A 12,260-nucleotide genomic window follows, 5' to 3' on the forward strand; every position below is an offset into this window, starting at 1 on the left:
ACCCGCAGCCCCGCCCCGCTCACGTCCCTGCCTCCACCGTCAGGCCGCCCCGAACCGCCACCCTGCGGCGCAAGGGCACGGCGGCGGGCCGCCGCGGGACCGCGGGCGGCGTCACGAGGCCGCCAGGACGAAGCGCACCTCGGTGCCGGGGGAGAGCAGCGCGGCCGGGTCGCGGTCCGGGTCCCACAGCGCAGCGTCCGTCGTGCCGATGAGCTGCCAGCCGCCCGGGGACGACCTCGGGTAGAGGCCCGCGTAGGGGCCGGCCAGGGCCAGGGAGCCGGGAGGGACCGCGGTGCGCGGGGTCGGGCGGCGCGGGACGTGGAGGTCGGCGGGCAGGCCGGTGAGGTAGGCGAAGCCCGGGGCGAAACCGCAGAAGGCCACCCGGAAAGGCGTGGCCGTGACGATCCGGGCCAGCTCGCCGGGGCCGACCGACCACAGCGCGGCCACCTCCGCGGCGTCGGGGCCGTCGAAGCGCACCGGCACTTCCCGCGGTTCGCCGCGGCCGGCTTCGACCGGCGGCACGTCCCAGCCGGACACGGCGGCGGCGAAGGCCCGCGGGTCGGCGAGGCCGCCGACCAGGACGGTCCGCGCGGCCGGCACGATCTCCCGCACCTCGGCGAATTCCCCGGCCGCGCGCCGCCGCAGCAATTCGGCGTGCAGCGCCTGCGCGCGCTCACCGTCCTCGGTCTCGACCAGTACGGCACCGCGTCCCATCGCCAGCACCCGGCACTTCACGATTCCGCCGCCCCGCCGCTCATACGAACGCCGCCACGCGCAGCCCGGCCGCCTCAAGCGCCTGCCGCACCCGGGCGGCGAGTTGCGCGGCGCCCGGGGTGTCGCCGTGGACGCACAGCGAGCGCGCCGCGATCCGTACCGGCCGCCCGTCCACCGAGGTCACCCCGTCGCCGGAGGCGATCCGCACCGCGCGGCCGACCACCGCGCCGGGCTCGCCGATCACCGCGCCCGGCTCGCGGCGCGGCACCAGCGTGCCCTGGGACGTGTAGGCGCGGTCGGCGAAGGCCTCGGTCACCGTGCGCAGCCCGGCGTCGGTCGCGGCGGCCAGCAACTGGGAGCCGGGCAGGCCCAGTACGGGCAGCCGGCCGGCGAGCACGACGCCCTCGACGACGGCTGCCGCCTGCTCGGCGTCGTGAACCGCCCGGTTGTACAGCGCGCCGTGCGGCTTCACATACGCCACCGCCGCCCCGGCCGCCCGCGCGAAGACCTCCAGCGCGCCGATCTGATAAGCGACTTCGGCGGCCAGTTCCGCGGGCGGCACGTCCATCGAGCGCCGTCCGAAGCCCGCCAGGTCGCGGTAGGACACCTGCGCCCCGATCCGCACCCCGCCGGCCGCCGCCCGCTCGCACACCCGCCGCATCGTCGCCGGGTCGCCGGCATGGAAGCCGCAGGCGACATTCGCACTGGTGACCACCGACAGCAGCGCCTCGTCGTCGGTGAGCTGCCAGCGGCCGAAGCCCTCGCCGAGATCGGCGTTGAGGTCGATGACCGCGCCGGCCTCGCCGCCCGCACCCGTGCCCGCGTCCGCCATGGTGATCCGCCCGTCGTGTCCACCGCTGCCGTAAGATACCCGCGGACCGATCATGGCATCCCGCACCGACAACGCGTGCCCGTCCCGTGGCGATCCGTGCCGTTTCGTTCGTTGTCGGTGGCACCGCTTAATGTGTGGGGCGTGACCACCACTGTCCCGTACCCCCTGCCGGGCGCCGCCCGGCCGGCCCCGGGCCCCGCCGCGGACGAGGGCCTGGCCCGCCGGCTCAAGGCGCTCGCCTGCACCGCGCCGCTGCACGACCTCGACACCCGCAAGGCCAACCTCGCGGGCGAGTATGCGGTGTACGCGATGGCGGAGGTCGCGCTCGCCGCGATCGACCTGGTCACGCTCAACATGGACTTCGACACCGGCGCCGACCACGACCAGATAGTGGCGAGACTGCTGCCCCGGGTCGCCGCCCAGGCACCGGGCCGCGGCCATCCGGAGCACGAGCGGGTCGCCCGCTGGGTGCTGGAGAACCTGATCAATGTCGGCAGCGCCGACCGCGGATTCCGCGCCGTCTACGGCACGTTCGGCGCCGACGGCGGCTATGTGCGGCGGGACTACGACTTCAAGCTGATCGAGGAGGTGCCCGGCCCCGGCGGCAGCGTCTATCTGCGCACCACCGACGAGGCGGTCAACGTCCTGGTGGGCGCCCTCGACACCGACGTCACCAGCGCCCAGATCGCCGCCGAGGTCAAGCTGGAGGTGCTGATCACCCGCGGCAGGCTCGCCGACGCCCAACTGGCCGCCGAGCAGGCCCGCTACCGCACCGTCCAGTACGCCGAGACGCTGCGCCGCACCCTGGAGGCGACCCGGCGCAATGTACGGGCGGTGGACTGGCTGCGCCAGGTCCCCGACATGATCGCCGAGGCCCTCGACCATGTCGCCGACCGCTACCGCCACGAGAACGCGATCCTCACCAACATCCGCAAGGCGCGCGACGAGGCGGAGGACCCCGGGCACAAGCGGCGCGCCGCGGAATTGGTCGACATCGTCAAGGACTGCATCAGGCGGCACACCCAGCTGCAGTCGCGGCTGCTGGAGGCGGGACCGCTGTTCCGGGCCGAGCAGGACCGGCAGGCCTTCGCCGCGCCGCCCGCCCGCGCCGGGCTCGACCTGTACGGCCAGCTGGTCGCCCCGCTGCTGCCGCTGCCGGTGGAGCGGGCCTCCCGGGTGACCGACGCCTTCTTCGCCCGCGGCACCGGGCTGCGCACCCCGGCCGTGGTCCGGGTGACCGACCTGGTCGACCTGCTGCTCACCCCGCCGCTCGAACGCGACCACCTGGGCGCCGAGATGCCCGAGCCCGACCTCGTCGCCACTCCCGACGACAGCCGCTTCTCCGACGAGCAGCTGGAGGCCGCGCTCGACCTGCTCGACCTGCCGCACGACGCGCCCCGCCGGCTGTCGGGGCTGCTCGCGCAGGCCCGCCGCAGCGATCCCGACCTGCCGTATCTTGTCGCGCTGCTGGCGCTGCACGCGGCGTCGCCGCCGGTCGGAACCGCCGTACGGCAGGGCGAGCCGCAGGTCCTGTTCGCGGTGGACGACGGGACCGAGCTGGACGACCCCGACTTCGGCGGCGCCGACCTCGTTCTCGGCACCGCCCGCCTCGCCGCCCGCCCCGCGGACCCGAAAGAGAGAACGACGTGAGCGACCACCGCGACGACGGGACACCCACTCGCGACGGCCTGCGCGACACCGCCCGCGACGCCCGGGACGGCCTGCGCGACAAGGACGGCGCGGCACTGACCGCGGGAGACGTCGCGGACGCCGCCCGCCTGGTCGGGTTCGGCCTCCAGCCCAAGCTGCTGCCCGCCCGGGACGCGGAATACGCCGAGCTGGTCAGGCGGCACCGAGAGGACCCCGGGTTCGCCCGGATCGCCGACGCGGTCGCCGCAGGACTCGGCCTGGTCGTCCTCGAAGTGTCGCCGCGGGCCGGCATGGCCGTCGCGGCGGGCGAGGACTCGGTCTTCGCGGTCCGTATGGGCGACTACGCCCGCCGGGCCGCCTCCGACGCCGGCGACCGCTTCCTGCACGGCCTGGCGCACCTGGCCGCCGCCGCGCTCGCCTTCCCCCGCCCCGAGGACCTCGCCGACGACGGCTACATCGGCCGGATCACGGTCAACGGGGTGGACGCCTTCGTCCGCCAGGCCTGCCGCCGCCTGGAGGAACGCGCGGACGAGGCAGGCGAGATCACCGACCCGGCCAGCGACGCACCCGGCCTTGAGGCGGCCTGGCGGGTCTACACCCGGCGCACCGCCACCGGCGCGACCAAGGACGCCAGACGGCTGGCCGGTTCGACCACCGGCATCATCGGCAAGGCCGTCGCCTTCCTGGTCGACTCCGGCTTCCTCCAGCGCACCGGCGACGAGTCCGGCGGCACGTACCGCACCACCGCCCGCTACCAGCTCCAGGTGCGCGACATGGCGGGCAGCGCGGCTATGGCCGAGATCCTCGACCTCGGCGTCGTCGCGGTCACCGACGGCAGCGCGAGCCTGCTGCCCGCAGCGGCGTCCGACGACGGCACGGACCTGGTCGCCGACGCCGGACTGCCCTTCCACGCCTCCGCCTGAACCGCCGTCCGCCCGAGCCCACCTCCCCTACTCCAGCCACGAGAGTCCGCCGCATGTACGAGCTTTCCCGACTCCGCCTCTACTCCATCGGGCCCGCGGGCGCGCGTTACGCCGACACCGTGCTCGACCTGCGGGGCGTCGGCGGACCGGTGCCGGAGCCCGCACCGGCGCAGGGCGACTTCTTCGCGGACGAGCCGGCCGGGCCGCCGCGCCGCCCGGCCCCCGCGGGAGTGCTCTTCCTGGAGAACGGCGGCGGGAAGTCCGTCCTGCTCAAGCTGATCTTCTCGGTCATGCTGCCCGGGCACCGCAATACGCTGGGCGGCGCCAGCTCCGGTGTGCTGCGCAAATTCCTGCTGGCCGAGGACTGCGGGCATGTCGCGCTGGAGTGGCAGCACACGCTGACCGGCGAACTCGTCGTGGTCGGCAAGGTCAGCGAGTGGCGCGGGCGCCAGGTGTCGGCCGACCCGCGCAAATTCGCCGAGGCCTGGTATTCCTTCCGGCCGGGGCCCGGGATGAGCCTGGACTCGCTGCCGGTCGCCGAGGCCACGGCGGTGCGCCCGCCGGCCGAGGGCGCCTCGGGGGCGCGCGGCAGGCGCCGCACCATGAAGGGCTTCCGGGACGCGCTCACCGACGCGGGCAAGGCGTATCCGCACCTGGAAGTGGTGTGGGAGGAGATCCACGACCGCTGGAACGAACACCTCGGCGACCTCGGCCTCGACCCCGAACTCTTCCGCTACCAGCGGGAGATGAACGCCGACGAGGGCGAGGCCGCGGGCCTGTTCGCGGTCAAGAAGGACTCCGACTTCACCGACCTGCTGCTGCGCGCCGTCACCGACACCCGCGACACCGACGGCCTCGCCGACCTCGTCCACGGCTTCGCGGGCAAGCTCGGCCGCCGCGCCGAGCTGACCGCGGAGCGCGACTTCACCGCGGGCTCGCTCGACCTGCTGGAACGCATCGTCGACGGCGCCGAGGCCCGCGACCGGGCGCGGGCCGTGCACACCCAGTCCGAGCGCCGCACCCGCGTGCTGGCCAGGCGGCTGTCCGCCCGCGCCCAGCAGGAGCGCGGCAGGACCGCCGAGATCGCCCAGGACATGGCGCAGGCCGCGCACACCGTCACCGACGCCGAGCAGATCCGCGCGGGCAGCGCGCTGACCGCGGCCGAGATCGCCTACCGGCACGCGTCCCTCGCGCTGGCCGCCGCGGACAAGGGCGCGGCGGCCCTGCGCCGCGAACTGGCCGACGCCCGCACCCTGCACGCCGCCTGGCAGGCGGCCGAGACCGTACTGCGGCAGCGGGCCGCGGGGGACAGGCTGCAACGGGTCAGCGCGGCCATCCGTGAGGCCGAAAGGGACGCCGCCCCCGCGCTCGCGGCCCGCACCACGGCCGCGGCCGAGCTGGTACGCGCGCTGCACGCCGCCGCCGCCCGCGCCGAGCGGCAGGCCGACGCCGAGGAGGAGCGCTCGGCGGAGTTGCAGGCGCGGTCGGAGACCGCGCACCGCGACGCGACCGCCGCCGCCACCGAGGCGCAGCGCGCCCGCAGCGAGACCGGGCACCTCGCCCAGCGGCTCGCCGAGGTCGAGCAGGAGACCGCGCAGGCGGTACGGTCCGGCTGGCTCGACGGCTCGGCGCCGAACGCCGACCCCGCACGTGCGGCCCTGGCCGCCGCCGACGCGGAGGAGTCGGCCGCCGCCCTGTCCCGCGCCGCCGCCGACACCGCACGCACCGCGGTCACCCACGCGCGGGACGCCGCGGGGGCCGAGTCCCGCGCGGAGCTCGCGGCGGCCCGCGCCGCCGACGCGCTGTCCACCGCGGAATCCGCCCTGGCCGCGGCCACCGTCGCCGCCAGCACCCTGACCACCGACCCCCGCCTGACCGCCCTCCTCAGCCTCCCCTCGCCCCGCACGGGCGCCCGCGCCTCCGGCAAGCAGCCGGGAGTTGAACGCGGCGACGCGTCCGGCGTCCGCGACACCGGTGGCGTGGCGGAGTCCGGGGAGCCGGCCGGTCTCCGGCAGGGCTCGGTCCCGGGCGCACGGCCCGGCGGCGCGGCTGAACCGGGCGGCCTCGCCGGCGCTCCGGAGGGCGCGCCCGGTGACTCCGCGCTGTCCGGCGGTACGGGAGCGGTGACCGGTGCCGAGCCGGGATCCGGCCCGGGCGCACGGCCCGGCGGCACGGGTGGGTCCGGTGAGTCGGTTGTCCCGCAGAGCAACGGCTCGAATGGCGCGTCCGGCGTCTCCGCGCTGTCCGGCGGTGCGGGCGCGGTCGCCGCTGCCTGGACCGGAGTCGGCCCAGGTACGCGGCCTGGCAGCGCGGGAGGGCCCGGTGAGCCCGTCGCCCGCCAGGGGTCCGCTCCGGAGGGTGCGACCGGCACCTCCGCGCGGACCGGTGAGGCTGCCGGCGGGTGGCCCGGAGCAGGTGCGGACGGGGTCCGCGGGGGAGCGCGCGGGCCGGCCGCGCGGGCAGAAGGCCGGCACGAGGGCGACGGCGGGCTCAGCCCCGGCATGCTGGACGAGATCGCCGAGCCGCTGAGGGAGTTGCTGGACGGAGTGGTCGCGGCAGCCGAACGGCAGATGTTCGAGTTGCGGACCGCCGCGGCCGACGACGCGCGGATTCTCGGCGCGCTCGGGGACGGGGGCCTGCTGCCGCCGGGACCCGACGTGCTGGCCACCGTCGAGTATCTGGGCGAGCACGGCATTCCCGCGCTGCCCGGCTGGCGCTACCTGGCGCAGGCCGTGGACCCGGTCGATCACGCGGTGGTGCTCGCGGCCCGGCCCGAGCTGGTCGACGGGGTCGTCGTGACCGACCCCGGCAGCTACCAGCGGGCCAGGGACGTCCTGGCGCAGGCGGCGCTGCTGCCGCGCTCCACCGTGGCCGTCGGCACCGCGGCGGCGCTGCTCGCGCCGCCGCCCACGGCCGGCACCGAACCCGACGTCTTCCTCGTACCGCCGAATCCGGCGATGCACGACGAATTCGCCGCGGACGGCGAACGCCAGGCGCTGCGGACCCGGGCGACCGCACGCGAGGAGGAGATCCGGGCGCTGGCCGGCCGCCTCGCTCACGACCGTACGCTCGCGGCCCGGCTCGCCTCCTGGCGCGCCGCCTGCCCGCAGGGGCGGCTCGCCGAACTGGCCGCGGAGGCGGCAGCGGCCCGGGACACCGTCGAGCGCACCCGGGCGGAACTGGCTGCCGCGCGCGCCGCCCGTAGCGAGGCGGAGGCCGCCGCCGCGGAGGCCGCGCAGGACAGCGACATCCGCAGGGCCGCCGCCGAGCAGGCGCGCCGCAGCGCCGACGCGCTGGCCGGGCTCGCCCACCGGCTGCGGGAGCGGGCCAACTGGCAGCGCGCGGCACGGGAGCTGGCCGCCGACGCGGCCGAGGCGGAAGCCCGCGCCGAGGCCTGCCTGGCGCAGGCCCGCGCCGCCGACGAGGACCGCAGGGCCGCCCAGCGCGCCTCGGACGACGCCCGCCGCACTGCCCGCGTCCTGCGCGCGGAACGCGCCGAGATCGCCGGCGCCCCCGACGACGGCACGTCGGGCGCGGACGCCGAAGCGGCCGTCGCGGCCGGCTCGCTCCCCGCGCTCCGCGAGGCGTACCGCGCGGCCTCCGAGGTCTACGAGAAGGTCGGCGTCGGCGCCGACCTGCGGGCCGAGCAGGCGCGGGCGGAAAGCACCGAGAACGCCGCCCTGGTCGAACTGGACCGGCTCACCAACAAGGTGCGCAGCCGTGCCGCCCAGCTGCTGGAAGGCCCCGACGGCTCGGACGGCCCGTCCCGGCAGGCGGCGGCGGGCCGCGCGGAGGCGCTCGTACAGACGCTGGAAACCCGTGCGTCCACCGCGAGCGAGCAGTTGGGGCGGCTCCGAGGTGAGGCCGAACGCCTCGCGCCGCCCGGCGGCGCGCCGCACCACACCGAGCTGCCCGCAGCCCTGCGACCGCGCGACGCCGACCACGCGCAGGAACTGCTGCGGGCGGCCACCACCGAGGTCGCCGCCCGCACCGAGGCCCTGGAGCAGGCCACCGCCGCCCACGCCGACCTGGTCGCGGCGCACCGGGCCGCGGAGGACGCGGCCGGCGGCTTCGACGAGACCGCCGCGCTCCTGCGCGACCTGCTGCGCGACGGCGGCCCGCAGCACCAGGGCGACGACGAGGAGCCGGAGCCGTATCCCGGCAGCCAGGCGGCGGCCAGGCAGGCCGCCGCCGAGGCCCGCCGCAGTCTGCGCGGCTGCGCCGCCGACCTGTCCGCCGCCGAGACCCAGCTGCGCGAGTCCGCCGACGTCCTGGTCAGGCACGCCAACGCGGTCCGCTTCGAGCAGGTCAGGACGCCGGCCAGACAGCAGATCAGGGAGCTGCCGGGCGCCGCGCTGCCCGAGCACGCGGCGGCCTGGGCGGGCGCCTTCGCGCCCCGGCTGCGGGTGCTGACGGACGAACTGGGCCAGTTGGAGCGCAACCGGGAGATCATCGTGGACCGGCTGCGCGGCCTGGTCGAGTCCGCGCTCGCCACCCTGCGCTCGGCGCAGCGGCTGTCCCGGCTGCCGGAAGGCCTCGGCGAGTGGTCGGGCCAGGAGTTCCTGCGGATCCGCTTCGAGGACCCCGACCAGGCGGTGCTCACCGAGCGCCTCGGCGAGGTCATCGACGAGGCCACCAGGTCGGCGCTGCGCAAGAATTCCGACCTGCGCCGCGACGGGATGTCACTGCTGCTGCGCGCGGTCGGCGCGGCGCTCCGGCCGCGCGGCATCGCCGTGGAGATCCTCAAGCCCGACGCTGTGCTGCGCGCCGAGCGCGTTCCCGTAGGCCAGATGGGTGATGTTTTCTCCGGCGGCCAACTGCTCACCGCCGCCATCGCGCTGTACTGCACGATGGCCGCGCTGCGGAGCAACGACCGCGGCAGGGACCGGCAGCGCCATGCGGGCACGCTCTTCCTGGACAACCCGATCGGGCGGGCCAACGCCACGTATCTGCTGGAGCTCCAGCGGGCCGTGGCGGACGCGCTGGGCGTGCAGCTGATCTACACCACGGGGCTTTTCGACACGACCGCGCTGGCCGAATTCCCGCTGGTGGTCAGGCTGCGCAACGACGCGGATCTGCGGGCGGGCCTGAAATACATCAGCGTCGAGGAGCACCTCAGGCCCGGCCTTCCGGTGCGGGACCCGCACGGCGAGCAGGTGCACGGCGAGATCACGGCCACCCGGATGTTCCGCCGCCCGCCGGAGGCGGCACGGGAGAGCCCGGCAGAAGCGGCACCGGAAACCGGGCCCGAGGCCGCCTCCGAAAGCGCGCCGGCGACCGTGTCCGAGCCCGCACCCGACGCCGTACCGCAGGCCCCGCCCGGCGCGGCACCGGACCCCCGCGCCCCGGCCGCCAAGCGCTGACCAGCCGCACGCTCACACCCCGAGGTGCCGCGGCTCATGCCGCCGCCTGGCCACTGTGCCGCCGCCGGTCGCCGTGGCCGTGCCCGGCTGCGTATCGGCCCTGCGGGCCGCCCGCCGCGCCCTGCGCCGCTCCCGGCGCAGGGTCCTGGCGGCGCTGCTGGGGCTGGACACCACGCCGTTGCGCTGGTTCCATACCTGCCGGGTCACCCACACGTCGAGCACCGCCCAGGTGCCGACCACGGAGGTCAGCACCGTGGTCAGCAGCAGGGGTGCGGACAGCCATGAGTGCCCCGCGGCGAGTACGACGTCGGTGACCGCCTGCACCAGCGCGAACGCGCCGATCAGCCCCGCCCGTACCGCCGCGGCCCGCACCGGGTCGGCCATCCGAGGCCGGGTCTCGGTTTCTTCCCACACGGTCCGCCGTTGGAAGTCCATGAAGAGTGGCTGCCCCGAAACCTCCTGGTGCATTCCGGGGTACGTTTCGGCGCAGACCTGCCCAACCCACTGACAAGCTTTCGAGTTACCCCTGACGCGGTAGTAGGCTCGCGCCGTTTAAACGCGACAGACGCCCCCACTGCGGGGGAGACGTTGGGGAGGCCATGAGCTTTCGCGGTACGACGATCCGCCGGAAGATCGTGGCGCTGCTGCTGATCCCTCTGGTGTCACTCACGGTCATCTGGGCCTTCGCCGCCACGGTGACCGGCCGCGCGCTGCTGGACCGGCCCGACGTGCAGCGGGTGACCGACAACGTCGGCTACCCGGGACAGGACGCGGTGCAGAGCCTCCAGCAGGAGCGCAGGGCGGCCATGATCTACGTGGCCAACACCCGGGACTCGCAGGCCAGGATCGGCTACAACAAGCAGCAGCAGGTCACCGACGCGTCGATCGCGAAGATGCGCACCCGGGTCGCCGCTTCCGGTGTGCGCGGCGCCCTCGACTCGGAGTCCCGCGGCCGGCTCGACACCTTCCTCAGCACCGTCGAGGGCCTCACCTCGCTGCGGCAGCGCGCCGACGACGGCCGGATCAGCCGCAACGACGTCTTCCAGGCGTACAACGCGATGACCGAGCCTGCCTTCGAGCTGTTCGACGCCCTCAACCCGCACAACGACCTCAAGCTCGACGACGAGCACCGCGCGGTCGTACAGCTCGGCCGGGCGCGCGACGAAGTGAGCCGCGAGGACGCGCTGATGGCCGCCGCGATCAGCACCGGGCACATGAGCGCGGCCGAACTGCGGTCCTTCACCTTCGCCGTCGCGGAACAGCGCAACTACTACAGCGGCAGTCTGCGGCTGCTGACCGACGAGGAGCGCGCGCCCTACGACGCGTACTGGCAGAACACCAACGGCAGGACGCTGCGGTCCGCCGAGGACGCGGTGATCGCCGGCGGTGTCGACGACGCGCCGATCGTCGCCGCCCACCTGTCCTGGCCTGGGGTCGCCGCGACCGCCATGGACGATCTGGGCCGGCTCGGTGCCACCTCGGACACCCAGCTCAGCGGGCACAACCAGCCGATCGCGACCACCGCGATCGTCGAGGCGGCCTTCGTCGGCGGGGTCGGCCTGATCGCGGTGATCGCCTCGCTGTTCGTGTCGGTACGCATCGGGCGCGGCCTGATCAGGGACCTGACCGGGCTGCGCCGCGAGGCCCAGGAGGTGTCCGGCACCCGGCTGCCGCGGGTCATGCGGCGGCTGGCGGCCGGCGAGCAGATCGACGTCGAGACCGAGGTGCCGCGGCTGGAGTACGCCGAGGACGAGATCGGCCAGGTCGGCAAGGCGCTCAACACCCTCCAGCGGGCCGTCGTGGAGGCCACCGTCCGGCAGAACGACCTGCGCAAGGGCGTCTCCGAGGTCTTCGTCAACCTCGCCCGCCGCAGCCAGGTGCTGCTGCACCGCCAGCTGACCCTGCTCGACGCCATGGAGCGCCGCGCCGAGGACAGCGAGGAACTGGCCGACCTCTTCCGGCTGGACCACATGACCACCCGTATGCGCCGGCACGCCGAGGGCCTGGTCATCCTGTCCGGCGCGGCCCCCTCCCGGCAGTGGCGCAAGCCCGTACAGCTGATGGACGTGGTCCGCGCCGCCATCGCCGAGGTCGAGGACTACGAGCGGATCGAGGTACGCCGGCTGCCGCGGCTGGCCGTCGCGGGCGCCGCGGTCGCCGACGTCACCCACCTGCTCGCCGAACTCATCGAGAACGCCGCGGTCTTCTCACCGCCGCACACCACCGTGAAGCTGCACGGCGAGCCGGTCGCCAACGGATTCGTCCTGGAGATCGACGACCGCGGGCTCGGGCTGACGCCGGACGCGCTGCTCGAAGCGAATCTGCGGCTCGCCGAGACGCCCGAGTTCGAGCTGTCGGACACCGACCGGCTCGGCCTGTTCGTGGTCAGCCGGCTCGCCCAGCGGCACGGCGTGCGGGTCTCGCTGCGGCAGTCGGCGTACGGCGGCAGCACCGCCGTCGTCATGATCCCCGAGACGCTGCTCAGCGACGCGGCCGACGACACCGCGGGCACCCCGCTGCCCGGGGCCGCCCAGCCGCGCGGCCTCGATACGCCGGGCGACACCGAGCACACCTTCCGGCAGTGGGGTCTCGAAGGCGTCGACGACGTCGGCGGCGAGCGGCACAAGGACCACGCGCCCGACCCGGAGGAGCCGCTGAGCGCGGCCTTGAGCCGGGGCCTGGACGTGCTCGACGACCCCGAGGAGCTGGCCGGCGGCACGAGCGGCACGAGCGACGAGCAGGCCCCCGCGGCCCCGCTCCCGCTGCCCCGCCGCCGCC

7 protein-coding genes are annotated in these 12,260 nt (G+C 75.6%); 4 read left to right on the top strand and 3 right to left on the bottom strand.

Annotated features, from left to right (window positions below; translation table 11 throughout):
* Positions 1–111: 111 nt before the first annotated feature.
* Both V7E46_RS28970 and V7E46_RS28975 read right to left on the bottom strand, forming a co-directional pair.
* Entirely contained in the window at positions 112–714 is a 603-nt protein-coding gene (locus V7E46_RS28970; protein WP_333771204.1) for a 5-oxoprolinase subunit B family protein, read from the bottom strand.
* Positions 715–754: 40 nt separating this feature from the next.
* Positions 755–1,546 (bottom strand): LamB/YcsF family protein, encoded by a 792-nt coding sequence (locus V7E46_RS28975; protein WP_333771209.1) that lies wholly within the window; start codon positions 1,544–1,546, stop codon positions 755–757.
* Positions 1,547–1,687: 141 nt separating this feature from the next.
* Between V7E46_RS28975 and V7E46_RS28980 the strand changes: the two genes are divergently transcribed.
* Genes V7E46_RS28980 through V7E46_RS28990 form a run of 3 tightly spaced genes read left to right on the top strand, consistent with a single transcriptional unit; the run spans position 1,688 to position 9,482 of the window.
* A complete protein-coding gene (locus tag V7E46_RS28980) occupies positions 1,688–3,196 on the top strand; it encodes a hypothetical protein (protein WP_333771205.1) in 1,509 nt (502 codons plus the stop codon).
* A 38-nt stretch (positions 3,197–3,234) separates the two neighbouring features.
* Positions 3,235–4,119, top strand: coding sequence for a hypothetical protein (locus V7E46_RS28985; protein ID WP_443054383.1), 885 nt, complete (start codon positions 3,235–3,237; stop codon positions 4,117–4,119).
* Between the two features lie 53 nt (positions 4,120–4,172).
* Positions 4,173–9,482, top strand: a complete 5,310-nt coding sequence (locus tag V7E46_RS28990; protein ID WP_333771206.1) for a hypothetical protein — start codon at positions 4,173–4,175, stop codon at positions 9,480–9,482.
* 12 nt (positions 9,483–9,494) lie between these two features.
* Here V7E46_RS28990 and V7E46_RS28995 read toward each other — a convergent pair whose 3' ends face one another.
* On the bottom strand, positions 9,495–9,866 hold the full coding sequence (locus V7E46_RS28995) for a hypothetical protein (RefSeq protein ID WP_333771207.1): 372 nt from the start codon (positions 9,864–9,866) through the stop codon (positions 9,495–9,497).
* 215 nt (positions 9,867–10,081) lie between these two features.
* On the opposite strand from V7E46_RS28995, the gene V7E46_RS29000 reads away from it, so the two are divergent.
* A partial coding sequence (locus V7E46_RS29000) for a sensor histidine kinase (RefSeq protein ID WP_333771208.1) occupies positions 10,082–12,260 on the top strand: 2,179 nt, incomplete at its 3' end.

Source organism: Streptomyces sp. IBSBF 2435, assembly GCF_036815005.1.
In the GTDB taxonomy this organism is placed as follows: domain Bacteria; phylum Actinomycetota; class Actinomycetes; order Streptomycetales; family Streptomycetaceae; genus Actinacidiphila.